The 17,101-nt window shown below is 70.8% G+C and carries 32 protein-coding genes; 3 read left to right on the top strand and 29 right to left on the bottom strand.

All coding sequences use genetic code 11. From position 1 onward, the window contains the following. Positions 1 to 42 precede the first annotated feature (42 nt). On the bottom strand, positions 43 to 1,161 hold the full coding sequence (locus tag AB0P17_RS36500) for a DUF932 domain-containing protein (RefSeq protein ID WP_365818091.1): 1,119 nt from the start codon (positions 1,159 to 1,161) through the stop codon (positions 43 to 45). A 140-nt stretch (positions 1,162 to 1,301) separates the two neighbouring features. Between AB0P17_RS36500 and AB0P17_RS36495 the strand changes: the two genes are divergently transcribed. Next, positions 1,302 to 1,562: a hypothetical protein gene (locus tag AB0P17_RS36495; RefSeq protein WP_365818089.1), complete on the top strand. Its 261-nt coding sequence runs from the start codon at positions 1,302 to 1,304 to the stop codon at positions 1,560 to 1,562. Between the two features lies 1 nt (position 1,563). On the opposite strand, the gene AB0P17_RS36490 is transcribed toward AB0P17_RS36495, so the two are convergent. The 26 genes from AB0P17_RS36490 to AB0P17_RS36365 all read right to left on the bottom strand — a co-directional run bounded on the left by AB0P17_RS36490 (position 1,564) and on the right by AB0P17_RS36365 (position 13,957). Next, complete coding sequence (locus tag AB0P17_RS36490; RefSeq protein WP_365818087.1) at positions 1,564 to 2,130, bottom strand: hypothetical protein; 567 nt, start codon at positions 2,128 to 2,130, stop codon at positions 1,564 to 1,566. A 282-nt stretch (positions 2,131 to 2,412) separates the two neighbouring features. Continuing rightward, the gene (locus tag AB0P17_RS36485; RefSeq protein WP_365818085.1) at positions 2,413 to 2,679 is read right to left on the bottom strand and encodes a hypothetical protein; all 267 of its coding nucleotides are present in this window, start codon (positions 2,677 to 2,679) and stop codon (positions 2,413 to 2,415) included. After that, positions 2,679 to 3,032: a hypothetical protein gene (locus AB0P17_RS36480; protein ID WP_365818083.1), complete on the bottom strand. Its 354-nt coding sequence runs from the start codon at positions 3,030 to 3,032 to the stop codon at positions 2,679 to 2,681. The genes AB0P17_RS36485 and AB0P17_RS36480 overlap by 1 nt, the downstream gene beginning before the upstream one ends. After that, on the bottom strand, positions 3,029 to 3,334 hold the full coding sequence (locus AB0P17_RS36475) for a hypothetical protein (RefSeq protein WP_365818081.1): 306 nt from the start codon (positions 3,332 to 3,334) through the stop codon (positions 3,029 to 3,031). Before AB0P17_RS36475 ends, AB0P17_RS36480 begins: the two co-directional genes overlap by 4 nt. Continuing rightward, positions 3,334 to 3,498 (bottom strand): hypothetical protein, encoded by a 165-nt coding sequence (locus AB0P17_RS36470; RefSeq protein ID WP_365818079.1) that lies wholly within the window; start codon positions 3,496 to 3,498, stop codon positions 3,334 to 3,336. The genes AB0P17_RS36475 and AB0P17_RS36470 overlap by 1 nt, the downstream gene beginning before the upstream one ends. Positions 3,499 to 3,682: 184 nt before the next feature. Beyond that, positions 3,683 to 4,012 carry an HU family DNA-binding protein gene (locus AB0P17_RS36465; RefSeq protein ID WP_365818077.1) on the bottom strand — a complete coding sequence of 110 codons (330 nt, stop codon included), beginning with the start codon at positions 4,010 to 4,012 and terminating at the stop codon, positions 3,683 to 3,685. A 66-nt stretch (positions 4,013 to 4,078) separates the two neighbouring features. Then, positions 4,079 to 4,552, bottom strand: a complete 474-nt coding sequence (locus tag AB0P17_RS36460) for a hypothetical protein (protein WP_365818075.1) — start codon at positions 4,550 to 4,552, stop codon at positions 4,079 to 4,081. Continuing rightward, entirely contained in the window at positions 4,549 to 4,818 is a 270-nt protein-coding gene (locus AB0P17_RS36455) for a hypothetical protein (protein WP_365818073.1), read from the bottom strand. Before AB0P17_RS36455 ends, AB0P17_RS36460 begins: the two co-directional genes overlap by 4 nt. Continuing rightward, on the bottom strand, positions 4,818 to 5,219 hold the full coding sequence (locus tag AB0P17_RS36450) for a hypothetical protein (RefSeq protein WP_365818071.1): 402 nt from the start codon (positions 5,217 to 5,219) through the stop codon (positions 4,818 to 4,820). Before AB0P17_RS36450 ends, AB0P17_RS36455 begins: the two co-directional genes overlap by 1 nt. A 1-nt stretch (position 5,220) precedes the next feature. Further along, entirely contained in the window at positions 5,221 to 5,940 is a 720-nt protein-coding gene (locus tag AB0P17_RS36445; RefSeq protein WP_365818069.1) for a hypothetical protein, read from the bottom strand. Further along, entirely contained in the window at positions 5,937 to 6,218 is a 282-nt protein-coding gene (locus AB0P17_RS36440) for a hypothetical protein (RefSeq protein ID WP_365818067.1), read from the bottom strand. Before AB0P17_RS36440 ends, AB0P17_RS36445 begins: the two co-directional genes overlap by 4 nt. Further along, positions 6,215 to 6,550 (bottom strand): hypothetical protein, encoded by a 336-nt coding sequence (locus AB0P17_RS36435; protein WP_365818065.1) that lies wholly within the window; start codon positions 6,548 to 6,550, stop codon positions 6,215 to 6,217. The genes AB0P17_RS36440 and AB0P17_RS36435 overlap by 4 nt, the downstream gene beginning before the upstream one ends. Continuing rightward, entirely contained in the window at positions 6,547 to 6,933 is a 387-nt protein-coding gene (locus AB0P17_RS36430; RefSeq protein ID WP_365818063.1) for a hypothetical protein, read from the bottom strand. Before AB0P17_RS36430 ends, AB0P17_RS36435 begins: the two co-directional genes overlap by 4 nt. A gap of 14 nt (positions 6,934 to 6,947) precedes the next feature. Next, positions 6,948 to 7,286, bottom strand: coding sequence for a hypothetical protein (locus AB0P17_RS36425; RefSeq protein ID WP_365818061.1), 339 nt, complete (start codon positions 7,284 to 7,286; stop codon positions 6,948 to 6,950). Beyond that, positions 7,283 to 8,566, bottom strand: coding sequence for a hypothetical protein (locus AB0P17_RS36420; RefSeq protein WP_365818059.1), 1,284 nt, complete (start codon positions 8,564 to 8,566; stop codon positions 7,283 to 7,285). Before AB0P17_RS36420 ends, AB0P17_RS36425 begins: the two co-directional genes overlap by 4 nt. A 65-nt stretch (positions 8,567 to 8,631) precedes the next feature. Further along, positions 8,632 to 9,144 (bottom strand): hypothetical protein, encoded by a 513-nt coding sequence (locus AB0P17_RS36415; RefSeq protein WP_365818057.1) that lies wholly within the window; start codon positions 9,142 to 9,144, stop codon positions 8,632 to 8,634. Further along, positions 9,141 to 9,680, bottom strand: coding sequence for a Holliday junction endonuclease (locus tag AB0P17_RS36410; RefSeq protein WP_365818055.1), 540 nt, complete (start codon positions 9,678 to 9,680; stop codon positions 9,141 to 9,143). Before AB0P17_RS36410 ends, AB0P17_RS36415 begins: the two co-directional genes overlap by 4 nt. Further along, a complete protein-coding gene (locus AB0P17_RS36405; RefSeq protein WP_365818053.1) occupies positions 9,677 to 10,048 on the bottom strand; it encodes a hypothetical protein in 372 nt (123 codons plus the stop codon). Before AB0P17_RS36405 ends, AB0P17_RS36410 begins: the two co-directional genes overlap by 4 nt. After that, complete coding sequence (locus AB0P17_RS36400; RefSeq protein WP_365818051.1) at positions 10,045 to 10,905, bottom strand: recombinase RecT; 861 nt, start codon at positions 10,903 to 10,905, stop codon at positions 10,045 to 10,047. The genes AB0P17_RS36405 and AB0P17_RS36400 overlap by 4 nt, the downstream gene beginning before the upstream one ends. A gap of 2 nt (positions 10,906 to 10,907) precedes the next feature. Further along, a complete protein-coding gene (locus AB0P17_RS36395) occupies positions 10,908 to 11,930 on the bottom strand; it encodes a lambda-exonuclease family protein (RefSeq protein WP_365818049.1) in 1,023 nt (340 codons plus the stop codon). Between the two features lie 95 nt (positions 11,931 to 12,025). After that, positions 12,026 to 12,259: a hypothetical protein gene (locus AB0P17_RS36390; RefSeq protein WP_365818047.1), complete on the bottom strand. Its 234-nt coding sequence runs from the start codon at positions 12,257 to 12,259 to the stop codon at positions 12,026 to 12,028. Further along, on the bottom strand, positions 12,256 to 12,741 hold the full coding sequence (locus AB0P17_RS36385) for a hypothetical protein (RefSeq protein WP_365818045.1): 486 nt from the start codon (positions 12,739 to 12,741) through the stop codon (positions 12,256 to 12,258). Before AB0P17_RS36385 ends, AB0P17_RS36390 begins: the two co-directional genes overlap by 4 nt. Then, positions 12,738 to 13,034, bottom strand: a complete 297-nt coding sequence (locus AB0P17_RS36380) for a hypothetical protein (protein ID WP_365818043.1) — start codon at positions 13,032 to 13,034, stop codon at positions 12,738 to 12,740. The genes AB0P17_RS36385 and AB0P17_RS36380 overlap by 4 nt, the downstream gene beginning before the upstream one ends. Then, a complete protein-coding gene (locus AB0P17_RS36375; protein WP_365818041.1) occupies positions 13,027 to 13,341 on the bottom strand; it encodes a hypothetical protein in 315 nt (104 codons plus the stop codon). The genes AB0P17_RS36380 and AB0P17_RS36375 overlap by 8 nt, the downstream gene beginning before the upstream one ends. Positions 13,342 to 13,511: 170 nt before the next feature. Then, positions 13,512 to 13,697 (bottom strand): hypothetical protein, encoded by a 186-nt coding sequence (locus AB0P17_RS36370; protein WP_365818039.1) that lies wholly within the window; start codon positions 13,695 to 13,697, stop codon positions 13,512 to 13,514. Further along, positions 13,697 to 13,957, bottom strand: coding sequence for a helix-turn-helix transcriptional regulator (locus AB0P17_RS36365; protein WP_365818037.1), 261 nt, complete (start codon positions 13,955 to 13,957; stop codon positions 13,697 to 13,699). Before AB0P17_RS36365 ends, AB0P17_RS36370 begins: the two co-directional genes overlap by 1 nt. A gap of 150 nt (positions 13,958 to 14,107) precedes the next feature. Between AB0P17_RS36365 and AB0P17_RS36360 the strand changes: the two genes are divergently transcribed. Together AB0P17_RS36360 and AB0P17_RS36355 are read left to right on the top strand one after the other, a co-directional pair. Next, positions 14,108 to 14,590 (top strand): hypothetical protein, encoded by a 483-nt coding sequence (locus AB0P17_RS36360; protein ID WP_365818035.1) that lies wholly within the window; start codon positions 14,108 to 14,110, stop codon positions 14,588 to 14,590. A 139-nt stretch (positions 14,591 to 14,729) separates the two neighbouring features. Beyond that, positions 14,730 to 15,083, top strand: coding sequence for a hypothetical protein (locus AB0P17_RS36355; RefSeq protein WP_365818033.1), 354 nt, complete (start codon positions 14,730 to 14,732; stop codon positions 15,081 to 15,083). Here AB0P17_RS36355 and AB0P17_RS36350 read toward each other — a convergent pair. Both AB0P17_RS36350 and AB0P17_RS36345 read right to left on the bottom strand, forming a co-directional pair. After that, positions 15,061 to 16,665, bottom strand: coding sequence for a recombinase family protein (locus AB0P17_RS36350; protein WP_365818031.1), 1,605 nt, complete (start codon positions 16,663 to 16,665; stop codon positions 15,061 to 15,063). The two genes, AB0P17_RS36355 and AB0P17_RS36350, sit on opposite strands and share 23 nt — an antisense overlap. Beyond that, positions 16,665 to 17,024, bottom strand: a complete 360-nt coding sequence (locus AB0P17_RS36345; protein ID WP_365818029.1) for a hypothetical protein — start codon at positions 17,022 to 17,024, stop codon at positions 16,665 to 16,667. Before AB0P17_RS36345 ends, AB0P17_RS36350 begins: the two co-directional genes overlap by 1 nt. Positions 17,025 to 17,101 lie beyond the last annotated feature (77 nt).

Raw genomic sequence — 17,101 nt, 5'->3', positions numbered from 1 at the left:
GCCGGGGGCGAGGGGGGCGCCCTCCGGCCGCTGGTATCGGGGTCAGCGGCGCAGCAGCATCAACTTCCTGTGCGCCGTGGTCTTGATGTCGTCGTCGGTGCCCTCAATGAGGGCGGTCGCGCGGGCGATCTCCTCGGTCATCGTCTTGCCGGGTCGGCGCGGGGCGACGTGGTCGAGGTAGTCGGTGACGGCGCGCTCCGCCGCGTAGGCGGTGCGCCCGGCGCGCTCGGTCTCAGCCCGGAACATCGCGTCGAGCCGGTCATGGCGGTTGGCGGCGATGGTGCGGGCCCGGTCGGTGGCGTCCTCGTCCAGCGGCCACAGTCCGGCAACGAGCTGGTGGAACTCATCGATCGCCAGGTTGGTCCGGGCGAGCGCGGTTTCCTCGGCCTCGAACGCGGCGGCGTACCGGACGGTGAGTCCGAGGGTGCGCCGCGCCTCCTTCAGGTTGTCCAGCGCGCCGGAGGTGTGCCGGATCGACCAGCGGGAGCGGGCGTCCGCCAGCGCGAACCGCTCGGTGTTGCCGCAGACGACGCGCCACGGGGTGACAACGGCCTCGGCCTGACTCGATCCGTCATGCGAGTTGACCACGACGACGAAGAGCTTCACCTCGTCGTCCAGACCGCCACGGTCGATGATCACCGACGAGGGGATCTGCATGGTGACGAACACGCGGCGCCCGCCACGGAGCGCCCCGGCCGACTCCCAGATCACATCGTGCCCGGCCACCAGGTCCTCCAGGAAGGCGAAGATCTCCCGCTGCTGGAGGACCTGGTACCGGCGGCCGACGGTGCCCAGGGCGGCGCCGGTGTCGTCCCGGACGGTGATCCACCGGTCGTCCATGACCCGCCAACCGCCGTCCCACTCATACCGCGCGGCCCGCTTCTCCACCTGGAAACCGATGCCGCCCAGGTCCAGCACGGTGTCGATGTCGGTAGTGCCGCCGGGGATGACGTTGCCGAGGCCGTGCCACGCGGGGGTGCTGGTGTAGAGCGCGGCACGCCCCAGCGAGGTGTCGAGACCATCGCGGCCAATCACCTCCCCACGGTCGTAGCCGACGGTGGCCGCGTACGTGCCGTCACTGCGGCGGCGCGCACCGGCGGAGGCCATCAATGCGGAACGCTGCTGGTTGAACCGTTCGTTGACATCGACATCGGTAGACATTGCGACCCCTTCCGGCCGTCGTTGTAGCTACAACCCTACCGGCGTTGTAGCTACAACTCAACCCTCATCTCGAAGATTTTGTAGCTACAACACTCACAATGGATGTTGCTCGTTGTAGCTACAACCGCTACCGTGCGCGCATGACGAACGACAGCACCCGGACAACCGGCCCCGACGAACTCGCGCCCCGCCAGTTCCGCGCACTCACGACCGAATGGACCGGCTTCGGCCAGGCCACCAGCACCCAGCACCCCCAGGACGGACGCGGCGCCCGCGCCCTGGTCCTCCGACAGCTCATGGCCTGGTACATGCGCCGCCCCGGAGCACGGCTCCCGGAACGGCCGCCCGCCGGCCCCTGGTCCACCCCGCCCGCCAACGATGCCGAGGGCACGCACCGGTAGTTCACGACGCGCGGCTCCCGGTGAGCAGGTACAGCCGCGCGCCCTCGTAGCGGGCGGGCTGCCCGTCGTCGTCCGCGCACTGGTCGTTCACGCACCAGGCGCGCGGCCGGTCGAGGTCGGCGCGGCCGTACACGGTCCGCTGCCCGCACGCCAGACACACGGCCAGCCGGAAGTGCACCGACGGGCCGCGCTCTCCGAGGACGGTCAGCACGGTGCCGTGCCAGCGGGCGACCGTACGGGTCACCTCCGGAACCCGGCCCGCGGACTCCGCCCCCGGCGGGATCGCACGCAACGCCCGGTGCCACGGCTGCTCGTGCGCCGACCCCCGCAGCTCGGCATCAAGCCGTACGGCCTCGGCCTTGATCCGCGTCGACCAGCTCAGGGCCTCCAGCGACGTCGGCGGCCGTGAGCCCGGCGCCGCGCGCCCGCCGCCCCCGGAGGACTGGCGGGTACGCAGCGCGAGGGAGTCCAGTCGCAGCAGCAGCCCGGGGCCGCCGTCGCCCGGCGCCTGGTCGTCGCCGTCGTACCGGGTGAGGAGATCAGCCACCAGGCCGTCAAGCGTCGCCATGGCCTCCCCCTCTCTCGTTGGCGGGGGTGCCGTATCCGGGCGGGATCCCCAGAGCGAGGCAGCACGCGCGGCACCGGCGGCGGCCCAGCCTGTTGAGGACTCCCGGCATGTCCCAGCGGCGCCGGAGGCCGCAACGGGAGCGGGCGGGCGCCGGCGTATCGGAGTCCAGCGCATCCGACATCTGCTCAGGAGCGATGACCTCCCGGGCGATGGCGTGCAACCGCCGTGTCTTCCCGCACGTCAGCCACCAGTGCCCAGCGTTGGCCGCAGTCGGGTATGCGGTCATGGTCGGCTCACCTCCAGCCGTCGGCGTCCGCCGCCGTCCAACTGGGAGGCGTGCACGTGGAGCCCGGTGGCGCGCAGCTCGGCGCTGAGCGCCTGAAGCTGCTCCTCCTCGCCGGGCCCGTCGTAGAAGACGTTCACCTGACGCGGACCGGCCTGCACTGTGCGGAACCCCGGGTCCCACTCGCCTCCGTCGAACTCGGAGAACTCGTGTCCGCCGTCGATGAGGAGCTGCCGGACCGCGGCTTCCTTGATGCGCCGGGCCATCACAGTTCCTCCCGGTCGACCTGCGCGCGGGCGCGGATCAGGTCGGGGATGGACGGTTCCCCGGCGCGTCGGCTCGCGTGGTCCTGGCCCGTGATGATGTCGTACAGCTCATCGAACTTGGCGTTGACCCGGTTCACCGCGGCCTCCATCGCCGTGGTGGTCGCGTCGCCCAGCCGGGCCAACTGCGTCGCCACCTCGCTGCTGATGCGCTCGGCCGCCAGCTCGGGCAGGAGGCGACGGGCCGTCCTGATCTCCGCCCGGAGGTCCTTCAGGGTGCCGCGTGCCTCGCGGATCTCCTCGCGCAACTGGTCGCGGATCTGCTCCAGTTGCTCGGTGGTGGGCTGCTTCTTCATGTCCGCGACCCCTTCGCGATGCCGAGGCCGATGGCCGCGCGCCGCACGGCGAACAGCGGCCAGAGAGTGAGCATCACGACGTAGGTCACGGCGACGACAGCGACGATGACCGGGACGGGCAGGTCGAGGGCAGGGCCGCGCTCGGCAAGCTTGTCGACGGCGCGGAGCTGCCCCATAGGCGACATGTCGACTCCGGTACGGCTGGAGCGCCACGCGATGTAGGCCGCGCCGAGTAGCCAGTACGCGGCCAGGCCGAGGATGAGGGCGAGGTGGTTCATGCTCTCCGAGGTGTTCTCGATCATCAGATGCTCTTTCCGGAGGTGAGGGCTCGGAGCCCGGCGCGGGCTCCGAGACAGAGGGCCCTGAGTGCCCAGCCGATGCCCGCGATGACGCACATCAGGAGGACGCCGGCGAGGCCCGCGCTGGCCCCCGCGACGGCGGCGACGGTCAGCAGGGTGGTGCTCATGTCGGATCTGCTTTCTGGGGCTGGTAGTTGTCGATGGAGATGGGCACGGTCTGCACCGTGCGGAGTCGGCCGCGGGCGACCATGAGGTCGAGGTCCCCCGGCACGTCGTCGTAAAGGGGGTCCGGGGCGTCGGCGCAGTCGAAGAGCCCGAACTGCTACACCCGGGCGGCGTCGTCCGACGTGGTCACCGACGGGCGTAGCGGCCAGCGGGCAGCTTGCGCACGCTCGCGGTGGGGTCCTGGTCCCGCACCATTTCCCGCAGCCGACCCCGGGCACGGAAGCGGGGGACCACTGTTTCGGGCGCCGTCATCGGGGCGCCGGTCACGGGGTTGTGTGACCGCCGCTCCGGGAGCGTGGCCGGCACGAAGGTGCCGAAGTTACTGACGGTGATTGTCTCGCCGTCGGCGAGGCTGCGGGCGATGGTGTCGAAGACGGCGCCGACGGCCGCGCGGGCAACGCGGTGTGTGACTCCGGTGTCCCGTACGACGGCGGCGGTAAGTCTCTTGATGCTCACGGGTGTTGGTGTCCTTCGTGGTGGGGCGCGGGCGGCCGGGTCGTGGCACCGGCCGCCCGCGCCGGATCATGGGGTGGGCTGGGCGTACGGGGAGCGGTGCAGCGGGATGACGCGGCCCCCGTGGTGGTCGGCGCGGAGAGCGGCAACGTCGATGGGCTCGGTGTCGTGCTCAGTGCCGCGCGCCGTGGTGTCGGCCGCCGGCGCGGTCGACGTCCGGGCCAGGGAGCGGAGGGCACGCAGCTCCCGCAACTCGTTCTCCTGCTGGCGGGCCCGCCGCTCCGCGGTCTCGGCGCGGATGGTGAGGTCGGAGATCGTCGCCTCGTGGAGGGAGACGACGTCCTCGGCGCAGGCAGCCTTGTACTCGGCGCTCTGCCACAGGGCGTGGAACTGGGTCCGGTCGTCCATCAACAAGGCGAAGAAGTCGTCCGCCGCCTCCTGGCGGCGCTGCATCTGTTCGAGCTGCGTGGTGAGGTCGGCGATGCGGTCGTCGGCGCGGTGCGTGCCGGTGCCACGGCGCCACGGCGCGGTGATCGTGCTCACGATGAACCGTCCTTGCTGGTCTGGGGAGTGGTGCCGACGGCCGCGTGCCACGCGCTGATGTCGGCGGGCGGCATGCCGGAGTCGGGGTCGCCGTCGACGGACGCGGACTGTGCGGTCGCGGCGGCGAGCGCGAGCGTCGCGTGGGCCTGTGCCTCTGTGGCGAGCGCGGCCCCGGTGACCGGGTCGCCTACGTCGCCGTAGGTGAAGTGGTGTGCCAAGGCCGCCAGGCGCTCGGCTTCGCGGTAGTGCTGGGGTCCGGTTGCCATCACGCCGCTCCGTTCATGGCGTGCTGGTCCAGGGCCTCGGCCTCGGTGAGGTGGCCCGCCTCGAACTCGGATTCGACGTCGTCGTACTGGCGCTGACCGCAGTCGGGGCAGCCGCAGTACGTCCATGTCCCGTCGATCAGCTCGGCGGCGCACTGCTCGGGGCCGTCGTCCTGCTGGCGTTCGGCGACGGTGCGCGGCGGGTACTCGGCGCGGCGCAGGACCACGCTCAGGATGCTCGCGCAGCCGCGGTGCGTACAGCACGTGGTGCTCTTGCCCCACGGGCGCCACCACTGTCCGCCGCACTTCAGGCAGCGCATCAGGTCCTGGGTGCCGGTGTCGGCCGGGCAGCCGCAGGGGCGGGGCTCGCCGCAGGCTTCGCAGTAGTCGGAGGGATCGAACACGTCACGCCTCCCTGGTAGCGGCGGCGGACGGCCGGGTCAGCAGGAAGTAGCGGTCGTCATCCGGTCCGTGGGCCGTGAGCAGCCCACGGCGTGCGAGTTCGATGAGGTCCTTGCGCGCGCCCGTACGCCGGTTGCGTGTCGGATAGCCGTACTCGGCGTACAGGGCGTCCACCCTGCCCGTCGTCCACCGCACCGACCCGGCCTCGCGGATCGCGAAGAGCAGCCGGGTCGCGCGCCTGCTCAACCCGTCCTCGGGGTGCGCCGGAGTGGACTCGCCCCGCGCGGACGGGGTGTCCTTCTCCGTCATCCCGATCCGCTCGCGGATCTTCTCTGCGGCTTCGGCTCCGGTCATGATCCCGCTGTCCAGCATGGCCTGGCCGTATGACTCGAAGAGGTCGGCGATCTCCGCCAACGCCTCGTTCCGGTGGGCCTGGACGAAGTCGAGGCGCACGATCTCCAGCTCGGTGACCCGCGCCCGCAGCCGGATGCTCTCGTCTTCCGCGTCCAGCAGCCTCCGCAGGACAGGGGCGACCCGCTCACCCATGTAGGACGAGAGGTTCATGCAGTAGAGGTCTTCCCACTGCGGGTGATCGTGCTTCCGCCGGTTCGCCACCGACGTGCCGAACGACAGGATCAGGCTGTCCGTCGCAGGCTTCGCGTCACCGAGTTGCGCAGCAACGGTCGCCCGCTGCTCGGCGGTCAACAGCGTGTAGTTGGTCACTCGGTACTCCCGGTGGAGGTGGTCTGCGGGGTGCTCCGGCGCGGGACGTAGCGCACGAGAACGCTGGTCAGGTCGCCGTCCGGCTCGGTGCGGGCATCGAAGCTGCCGGGGGGCTGGTAGGCGGGCAGGCGTGCAGCGGCCTTGACCTGGCTGGCCATCGACTGGGCGCTGTTGCCGCTGCTGTACCGGCCGGCCAGTACCCAGGTGCCCGGCTCGGCTCGGGCGCGGGTGGCGACGTCGTAGTGATCGGCGCGGACGCGGGTTCTCCAGGGGCTCACGCGGCACCGTCCAGGAGGCAGGCGGGTATGGGGGCGGTGTGCTCGGTGAGAACCCCGGTGGTGACGTCGTAGTCCTGCGGGACGTCCCAACGGGCCAGCGGGAACGCGGCGCGCAGGGCCGCGCTCATGGTGGCCGGGGCGCCCTTCGGGAGGGGAACCTCCCGGCGTTCGCAACCGAGGGCCATCACGCACCAGAAGCGCCCGTCACCGTGCCGGTACGGGGTGATCCGTACCTCGGTCAGGTCGGCCATCGCCGCGTTGCCCATGCGGGCCCACAGGCGGAGCCGGGTCGCCTCGTCTGTCTGATCCGTGCGGAGCGGGTGAGTGGTCATGACGCACCGTCCGGGCGGATGGTGGTGTCGTGGGCCCCGGTGAGGAGCACGACGTATTCGGTGCGGGTCTGCGGCGACCAGCCGCGCTCGGCGCCGTGGGCCTTACGGAACTCGGTGTCGCGCAGGGCCGCGAGCATCTGCGCGCCATCGATGGCGCGCGCCCGTATGCCACCGTCGGCGGGGGTGACCGTGTCGGGGTGCCCGGCGGCGAGCTGGGCGAACGCGGCCTCGGTCGTGGGGTGTTCCAGGTCGTGCCGGGCCGGGTCGGCCACGGGCAGCGACGTGCGCACCTGCTCGAAGTACGAGCGCCAGGCGGTCATTGCGGAGACGGCGGGCTGGTGCGGGGTGGTGCGACGTGCGGCGATGTGCGTCTGTGCGGTCATCGCCATCATCTCCCTCAGTCGGTGGGATCGGTGTCGGTGTGGTGAAGGGCGGCGCGTACGGCGGCGGCCCCTCGGTGTGCGGTCTCGGGTCCCGGGGCCGGGCGGCGCTGGCGCCACGGCTCGGGGGCGGCGGGAAGCAGGTCTGCGGGCTCGGCGTCCGGGTCCGCCATGAGGCGGCCGGCCGCGGCGAGGACCTGGCCCCAGCTCATGCCCGTGAAGTGGGCGTGGGCGAGGACTTCCCGTACGGCGAAGGTGTCCCAGTCGGGCCGGGCGACCGCTGCGAGGGCGATCAGCTCGGACGAGGCCGGGCGCGGGTAGGGGGACGGCTGGTCTGGCTTGGGCTGGTGGTTCATGCGGGGCTCCGGGCGGGTGTCCGGGGGCGGCAGGTGCGGCACAGGCCGCCGGGGAGGGGTTCGCGGGCGGGGGCGCCGCAGTCGTCGCACTCGTGCCACTGGGCGGGCGCTGGGCCGGGCGGTGCGGCCGGTTCGGCCGGGGGCGGCGGGCGGTGCCGGGCGGCGCGGAGGTCTGCGCACACGTCGCATCGGTGGCCGGTGCGCCAGATGATCCCGGACTCGCAGGCGTCCAGCCCGCAGCCGCCGCGCACCAGGGCGACCTTCGTGAGCCAGCCGTACGGGCTGCGGACCGGCTCGGTGCTGGCGTACCGGGCCGTGAGGCGCGCTCGCAGCCGCTCGGGCTCACAGCCCTGGTCGAGCTGGCGGCCGACCTCGCGGCCGACCTCGCGGGCCTGCCACTGAGTCAGCCCGGCCGTCAGCACCTGGACCGGTGAGAGCACTTCCCAGATCCGCGGAGCGAGCGTCAGCTCAGGTCCCGTGTACGGGCGGCGGAACACGGCGGGAACGTGGTCTTCGACCGGGCCGCGCTCTACTACCTGATCTCGCCTACGGCGGATGAAACCACCGGCCGCCGCGTCATCATCAGGTGAGTCAGTCGTAGGTACTTCCTCTGTCGCGAGGGATCCGTCAGCAAGATCGGCACCCGATCCGTCAGCAAGATCGGCAGCGGCGAGGGGGAGCTGCGCCGGGCACTCGTGAACGGTGTAGGCGTGGCGGCCCTGGTAGCCCGCCCGCCGGTCCACGGTGATCCAGCCGAGGTCTTCGAGGCCGGTGAGGATGCGGCGCACGGCGGTGTCACTGAGCGGCTGCCCGCAGCGCTTCCCCGACCGGTGCCGCAGGATGTCGCCCAGCTCGGCCAGGGACAGCGGGTGGCCGGTCGCGACGGCGTACGAGATCGCCGTGTAGGCGCGCAACTGCCGGGGGTTCAGGGACTCCGGCGCCGTGGTGGGCACCCACACGAACGCCTCCCGCCGGGCGGTGGCCCGCACGCGGCGTACGGCGGTAGTGCCGCGCCCGCCCGGCAGTGTGCGCCGGTAGCTGACCATCTCCACGACGTCGTCGTCCGGCGCCGGCCGCATGAGCTGGGTGAGGGACCGCTCCACGCTGGAGCGGGATATGCCGAGCAGCCCGGACAGGTACCGGACTCCCGCCTCGCAGCCCTCGCGCCGCAGCCCGAGCCCGGCGACCTTCACGTACACAGCCAGCGCGGCGTCGCCGTAGTGGCTGGAGGTGACCACGCGCCAGGGCACCCGGACACGTTGCGGTCGTGTGGTCTCCACGGTGGTCACCTCCTTTCCGGGGTGCGAGGGGTTGCTGGGCGGTGCGGTGCGGCGGTGCGCAGAGTTCAGGAGTCGTCGTCCTGGTCGCGGGTCCCGTCGAGGGCGCCGGTCAGGCCGTCGGCGATCGCCTTCATCTCGTGCCGCAGTTCGGAGTCGATGAGGGTCGGGGTGTGCATGACGCGGCGGGCGTACGCGGCCCAGTGCGTCAGCGCGGCGCGGAGCCGGGCCGTCTCCATGTATGCGAGGTGGCCGCCGGTGAGCCGTAGCGTGTGGTCGTCCAGCTCCAGTTGCCCGTCGTCATCGAGCGTGCCGCGCGCGGTGCGCTGGAGGTGGAGGAAGCGCTGTGCCTCGCGTACGTATCCCTCCTGCTCGGCGGTGGGCAGCTCCAGGCCGACGATCCGTACCTTCACCGTTGGCTCCTTCTCGGAGCCGGGGGCGGGCTGCGTCCGCTCGATGTGCGCCATCTCGATGATCGCCATGCGGCGGGCGCCCGGCACGTCGTAGATCGGCCGTACGTGCGGCTCCAGCGCCTCGGACGCGGTTGCGCTGACCTTGGCGTCGAACTTGATCTGCGTCACGAGTTGCCTTTCACGGTGGGCCAGTTGGCCTTGTTGAGCCGGTCGCGCTGCGCGGCGGGCACGGTGACCTCCGGGGCGCCGAGCCAGTCGAGACCGGCCCAGCGCAGCCACGCCGCATCGCACTGGTTGTCGTCGGTGAACTCGCTGCCGCCGCTGCGCTTGTACGCGGCCAGGGCCATCGCGGTCTTGTCCGCGGTGCCCTTGCCGGTCGCGTACGCCTTGAGCGTCGCCGGGGTGAGCGTCACGTACGGGACGCCTCGGCGCAGCAGCAGCGCGCGCACGACGCCGTGCACCATGCCGGTGATCCCTGCCGCCCTGGCGTGGGTCGGCAGGTCCTCCAGCACCACCAGGTCGGGCAGCGGCCCGAGGCCGATGTCCGGCCCACCGAGGGCGATGGTGACAGCCTGCTCGATGGTGAGCAGGCGCCGGTCTCCGTGCTCCGAGGGGCCGCTGATGGTGCCCGTGGAGCCGTCCCGGTAGGCAATGCCGGTGGCGGTGATGGACAGGTCGAGTCCGACGACTCGCAGCGCCGTCACCGGGCGCCGTTCGAACTGGCGGCCCGCGCCTGCTGGTCCAGATCGTCGGCGGCCAGGTGCATGACGTCGGTGAGCGCCTGCGCGTCGACCCCTGCCACTGCGAGGCCGGCCAGCTTGGAGCCCGTCCGCAGGAGCACCGTAACGATGTCCGCCGGAGCAACCCCGGTCTCCGCTGCCAGTTCCCGGGCGAGCCTGCCGCCGAGGTTGGTCGTGGCCTGCATGCGTGGCTCGTGGGCGTACCGGCGACGGTTCTCCCGGAGTACCGACAGCGCCAGCTCTGGCGTCCAGTCCTCTTCCCGGATGATCAGGTCGGCGAGCGATTCACTCGCGGACTTCACGATCTGCTCGAAGCGTGCGTCATCGCTCACTGCGGCTCGCCGTCCTCGTCGTCACGGCCAGGCGCTTCGTCGGGGGCCCCGTTCCGGACGTCGACCGGCACCGTGCGGATGACGGTCGGGCGCCCCTCGTCGGCGTCGACGTCAGCGGACAGAAGGTCGACCAGTTCCGGGCTGGTGGGCACCAGCTTGGCCAGGCGCCGGATGCACGACTTCCCCCACTGCTGATCGAAGTTGGTGTGCCAGGCCGAGTCCCGCTTCCCCGTGCTCTCCGCGTAGGAGTACGCCTTGGAGTGCAGGTCCCGGATCTCGATGGCGTCCTGGCGGTTGAGGAGGATCACCTGCGACCGGCCGCCGCCGCTCATCCACGCGTACGCGTACGCCAGGATGACGTCACCGCGCTGGTCCTTCGGCAGCTCCACACGCGGCTTGTGGAAGAAGTCTCCGGGGCTCGGCGCGGTGGGCGTGTAGTCCCACACGTCCTGCTCGCGGATGAAGTCGACACGGACGGACTGGACCTTTCCGGAGCGGTGCATCACGTCGATCAGGCCCTGGTACATGGGCACGAACGTGGCCGTCTTCCCGAACGGGACGATCGCCGCGCGCACACCGTCCGGGGCGAGCCCGAAGCGAGCGCACGCCATGAGCGCCGTGTAGATCGTGTCCGTGTGACAGGTCCTCAGCTTGCCCATGGAGGTGAGCGCGGCCTCGATGAAGTGCCCCTCATCGACGTGCTTCGGCAGGGCGTGCGCGATGTACGTACGGCGCCGCTCCAGCCACTTCAACGTCGGGTCCTGCGTCGCCAGATCCTCGGCGGGCTCCGGCTGCTGGGACGGCTCCTCGGCGGTCGCGGTCGCCTCGCGTACCCGCGACTTCAGGTCGTCGGTCATGGTCATCCTTCGGAGGGCACGCGCAGCACGCGGGCCCGGTAGGTGCGGTAGATCTCGGGGTGGTCGGCGGCCAGCCGCTCGGTGTCGATGGCCGGGACCAGGTGCGTGTATTCGGCGGCCAGCTCGGGCTGCTCGGTACGGAAGCGGACCGGGGCGAAGTTGCCGTTCTGCCGCCAGGTGTAGGCCGTACGGCCCCCCATCAGCGCGACCTCTGCGGCGCCGAGCGTCGCGCGCATGCGGTTCTCGACCTCGGAGAGTTCGTCCTCGTCGGCGGCGATGCGGTCGCGCAGCTCGTTCCGCCGCGTCTTGAGGATCATCGTCTCCACGGGGTCGACCTCGGTGGTGGCGTCCTGCCCTACGTCCCAGAGGTGCGCGAGGAGTTCGGTCGTGGCCGCCGACCCGTCGGGCGCGGGCGGGACACCGTCCACGATGTGCTGCTGCCACCACTGCGCGCAGTACGTGACGAGGTGGTCGATCAGCTCCTGGTCCCGCTCCAGCCGGAACCAGCGCAGCCGGTTCCCGCCGATGAGCGCGGCCACGTAGCCGTGCGTGCACCCGGTGACCGCCAGGTACCAGTGCAGTTGGAGCGCCGGTGCGTCGGGCACCTCGTCGTCCCACTGCCGAGCCTGGTGCTCCGAGCGGTTCTTGCACTCGACCGGAGCGCGGGTACCGTCCGCCTCGACCGCGATCCGGTCCAAGTTGGCGAGCATCCACGGCCGTTCGATGTGCTGGAGCGTGCCCGGCGCCGGGGCGATAGGCAGGCCGGCACGACGGCCGAAGAGGCGCGCAATGGTCTCCTCCAGCTCTCTGCCGCACTCGGCGGCCTCGCTGTCGACGTAGTCGCCGCGGCCCTCCTTCTCCTCCCAGACGTGCAGCGGCCCGTCGTAGCGGTTCATGCCGAGGATCGCCGCGACGTCCGACCCGCCGATCCCGGAGCGGCGTATGGCGTGCCACTGCTCCTCGGGGGCGTCGGCGGGCAGAACGAGGCGGGCGGTGGGGAACTCGCCCGGAGCAGGCAGGATCACCGGGGCGGGAACAGTGGGCTGCCCCTCCCCTGCCTTGGCTCCTGCCGGTGGCACGCGTCCAGCACCGGCGGGTGACGTTGACTCCGGGCGAGTGGTCATGGGGTGGTGTCCTCGTCCGTAACGGCGGCAAGCGCGTCCGCGAACACGTCGTCGGGGTCGGCCCAGACGGCGCCGTATGCCTCCTGGTGGCGGGCGGCGATCTCCCGGGCCGCCTCCGGCCCGGCGCGGACTTCGCCGCGTTCGATCTGGCCGAGGATGCGGTCCGCGTCAGTGGCCTGACGGACGTGCCCGGAGGCGGGCCAGCCCACCCTGGAGGTTGGGGCGGTCATGACGCGCCGCCTCTCGGGATGCTGACGGTGGTGATCGTGATGCCGAGGGTGGGGGCCGTCCGAACGTGCTCGGCGAACTCCCGGATCTGTGTTCCGAACGACGGGGTGAAGTCCTTCAGCCGCTGGTTCGCGAGGGCCCGCCGCACGTCGGCGTGGATGCTGACGAGCATCACGTCCGGCATGTCGAGCGAGCAGACCTCGGAGCCAGCACCGTTCGGGCTCCACCCGGTGAGGACCACCGGGCCCGCGTACGGCTGGAGGGCGGCGCCGAACGCGTAGAGCACGCAGCTGCCCACGACGTTGCGCGGGTATCGCTCCGGGAGCGCCAGGCCGCAGTCGTTGACCCACCCCGCCGTGCCGAACGACGGCAGGAGACGGACGCGCGCCCGGCCCTCGGGCCCCACCAGGGTTTCGACGTCGACGGGCTCGGTGTCGTGGTGGATGGAGAGAGTTCCCTCAGGGCTGATGACGGCGTATCTCATCGGGAACCCCTCCCGCCGACGACGACGGGGCGGCGGGCCGCGTCGCGCTCCATCTGCCCCAGACGATCCGTCAGCCGCGCTACCTCGCCGAGGAGTGCGCGCACGTCGGTACGCGCATGGCGGCAGAACTCGATCGCGGGGCCCAGCTCGGTGTCGTCCCACGCCTCCACCCAGGAGAAGGGACCGAAGCCAACGGCGCCGTCGCCCCCGGTGACCGGCCAGGGGCCAGGACGGGTCTCAGTGATGCGGGTCTGGATCTCGCGCAGGTACGCGGGAGTCAGCGGCTCATGCACGTGCCGCCTCCTTGTTCCGGTGGGTGGCGTGGCTGTACTGGAGCGCGGTGCGGGGCGAGCCGGTCTGCGTCCAGCCGCCGCACGAGCAGGTCGCCACGTAGTCGTGTCGGCCCGTGCATCCGGCCTCGGTCGGCTTGCCGGACGAGGTGACGCGGTGCTCGCACAGCGACTGGTCCTCGTGCCGCGCCTTGACGGTCAGGCGGTGTGTGCGGCGGGGAAGCGGCGGCGTCTTGGCCGTCGGGGTGTCGTCGGGTCCGGTGGGTATCTCGCCGGGCGGAGGCCCAGTGTGTGCGATGCTGGAGCGCATCGGGTCCACCTTCTTTCTCTGATGGGTGTGGTGGGCCGGGCCGCCGGGTCGCATCCGGCGGCCTTTCTCTTCTGGTCAGGCCCCGAGGGGCCGCTCACTGCGGCAGCGGCGGCAGACCATCCGCCACACCGGGTTGCGGTGGTGACAGTTCGGGCACTGCCAGGCCACCGTCACGCGGCGTCCGCATCTACGCGGAGGAGCGGGGCCGCCGACGGGCGCAGGAGCGCGACCAGGCGGCCGATCTCCGCGTCGGTGAGGCGGCAGTGCGGGCAGTCGACCGGGCTGGTGTGGTGCTCGCAGAGCGCATCCCATCCCGCCTGGAACGCCTCGTCGGGCGTACGGCAGATCCCGGCCATCACGCCGCGTCCGGTTCGGGGGCTGCGCGCTTGCGTTCAAGAACGACTATCGGGCAGTTCAGGACGGCTGCCATCCGGCGCTGGATCGCCGGAGTGCAGTTGCGGGTGCCGCCCTCGATCTCACTCACCAAGCTCACTGAGACACCGAGGGCATCGGCCAGTTCGGTCTTCGTGAGGCCGGCCTTCTTGCGTGCGTAGGTGACGGCCTCGGGCTCGTGGTCAAGCGGCTGTTTCGGGGGTCGTCTTGGGAGGCTTGCCATGCTCAAACATTAATGCGAAGGGTAGCGAATGGCAAGATTCAAGTTCAACACTTCGCACAACTTCGCGATCATGGCCCATTGCAACTCCGCATGTGTGGGAGATGTGCGGACCACTCCTCCCATAGTGCGAAGCTGTGCGAAGGTGTATCCATGAGTAGCCCCCCACCACCCAGGCCCGAGGGTGAGCTGATCAAGCGAGCAGCGAAGCGGCTCCGCCTGTCCGGACGGAAGGCCGCCGACCTCGCACACATCAGCGAGGGGCGATGGCGGCAGATCGTCAACGGCTATCAGACCGTCAGCGCAGGAAACCACATGGAGGTGGAGGGACCCCCTGCCACCATCGCCCAGATGGCACACCCCCTCGGCATCAGCCCCGAGCAGTTGTCGGCCGCCGGCCGCGACGACGCGGCCCACGAACTGCGCCTCCTCCTCTCCGCCGAGCCCCGCCCGGCGGAGGTCCCCGCGGAGCAGAAGTTGGCGGACCTGGAGCCGTGGCAGCAGCAGATCATCCTGGGCGCGCTGGCCGACCGGCCGCGTTCGAAGCGTGAGCAGGCCCTTCTCCTGCGGGTCCTCGCAGAGAAGATGGAGCGTCAGGCCGCCGCCGAGGAGAGCCGGTCGAGCACGATTGAATGATTACGATCTGGTCACATCCCGCTTATCGATCAACATCGGTCACCACTCGTAACTCATGCTTCACTCTTAGGCACGGTCTGAACAGAGACCTTGTCCAGAAGCACGACCGAACCGAGAACGCTCGCTTTAGGGGATGGGAATGGTTCACATCATTCTCGCGGGCGCGATCGGCGCACTCGGCATCACCGTGATCCTGCTCTTCCGGCAGCAGAGGGAACTCCGCTGGCAGCTCACACAACTACGCGTCGACCGCGACAGCGACCAGATCATGCGCGCATTAAGCGCACAGGCCCGGGGGGAGCCCCTACACGAACCACTGCTGTTACCAGCAAAGCGCCCCCGCGGCCGCCGCCCATACCTGTTCATGGGCCTCGGCTGCGCAGTCGCCACAACGGTGGTGACCGCGACCGCGCTCCTCACCCCGGCCTCCGGTGCCGAGAGGACCGGAGGCCAGCCGACCGCACCATCCGTCACGCGGTGCGCGCCACAGTGAGAGCGGACGCCTGAGAAACCGGAACAGGCTCCAGGGGCCGGCGGATCAACTCGATCGCCGTCGGGTCGAACCCCGGCCCCCGCTGCGCCGTCGGATGCATCACGATCCGGTACAGGGAACGCGTGACCTCCGCCCGGACGTCCACACACTCCGCGGCCCACTGCTCCCGGGTGAAGCCAGCGACGCGCCGCAGCATCGCCACCTTGCTCGTCATACGGAGACTCCCCCGGAGGCCCGCCAACTTCAGGTCGAACGAGGCCAGCATCTCGGCGGCCAACGTGGGGTCGACATTCGGGTGGTCGGCCAGGTTCTTCAACTGCTCTACCGTCTCGGCGCGGCGCCGCTCCAGGGCAGCGATCTCCGCCCCGAGCCCCGGAGTTCCCGAGGTCTCCGCGGACGCCTCCAGCTCAGCCAGGAAGGGCTCACTGTTGAGCAGGCGCAGCACCGCCCCCTCCACGTAGGCATCCAGGTTCTCCTCCCTGCGTCCACGCTGGCACTGCTCGCAGTAGTAGATCCTGTACCGCCCGGTCGGCTTGTAAGAGAACGTCTGGTGAGTCGCCTTGCAAGTCCGTGCGCCCCCCTTGCTGGTGCAGCTGCTGCCTCGCCGGTTGTCGCCGTCGGGGGCGTGGCAGTCCGAGCACTCCCCGATACCGGTGAGGAGATGAACACGGGCCCGGCCGTGATAGCCGTACTCATCCAGGTTCTGAGCGAACAGCGCCCGCAGGTCCTCCAGCATCTCCAGCGGATAGACCTCGTCCCACACCGCCTCGTACAGCGACCCCTGGTGCGCCACCAGGCCGGCCATGCGCCAGGCGGTGAGAGCCGCGGTGAGCGTTCGCTGAGTCCACGCGTTGCCCCTGGTGGTGGTGCACCTCTTGTTCATCCACCGCAGGGCGGCCCTCTTGCTCATGCCCGCGAGGATCCGCTCAGCGACCTCGCGAAGCAGTCGGGTCTCCTTCGGCACCAGCTTGTCCATGTCGAGGACTTCGACGTCGCGTTCCTCGCCCGTGTCGGGGTCGGTGACCCGGCGGAACTCTCCGCTCGGCAGCCCCCATCCGAACGCACGCACACCACCGGGGCGCGCGCGCCCCTTCTTCGCACGGGCCAGGATGCCCCGCCGAACCCGGCGGCTGGTGTTGTCGGACTCTTTGCAGGCTTGAGCCGCCTCGATCCGGAGGATGAACCTGTCGTCAGCGGAGTCGAGATCGCGGGTCCCCGAGATGGAGGCCACGCGGATGCCCTTCTGGTCGGCGATCGCAATCAGCCGCTCCAGGTCGTAGGGCTGCCGGATCAGGCGATCACCGTGATACACGATGATCGCGTCGATCTCCCCGGCCTCGATCGCCTCCAGCATCCGTTCCCAGCCGGGCCGCCTTCTGGTCCGCTGCCACGCCGACCGGGAGTTGTCCCGGAAGATGTGAAGGTCGGACACGGACCAGCGCAGCCGGACCGCCAGCTCGCGGCAGTCCGCTTCCTGACGGTCCACCTTCTCTTCGCTGCCGTCGGGCGCGTAGCTGAGACGGCAGTAGATCCCCGCGCGTATGACAGCGGGGGCGTGGCGAGGGAGGGTCTTCAGCGCCATCAGTCCACCCCGGGCGCAGTCAGCGCCGTGAAGGCGTCCGCGGGGGTGGCGTCAGGGTGATGACGCAGGTGGTCCAAGGCGGCGTACGCGGCGTCGTCGGCCTCGCGGCGGTCGAGTTCGCCCATCTGTACCGCGTACTCCGTGAACTCGGGGTGGCCCACCACCGAGGCGGCGATTCCCTCGCCGAACTCGGCGACCAGCTCGGGCCGGACGCGCCCGACGCGCCGGGCGATGCTGTCCGCCTCGTGCTCGGTCATGATGCGCAGCAGTTCGGTGGTGAACGTCTCTCGCGGGTCGGTACCCGTCGGCGTGCTGGTGCTGCTGCGGCGGTAGGCCGTTTCCTTGCCTTCGTGTGCCATACGAGCGCTCCTGGTAGGACATGAGTGCGAACTGCAACTGTACTTCGCAGTGTTAGTGTTTGGCGGTAGTTGAGAGG

The sequence above is a fragment of the Streptomyces sp. NPDC088124 genome (assembly GCF_040685895.1).
Lineage (GTDB): Bacteria > Actinomycetota > Actinomycetes > Streptomycetales > Streptomycetaceae > Streptomyces.
Note: the sequence above shows the minus strand (reverse complement) of the source record. Positions and strands in the feature narration are given on the sequence as shown.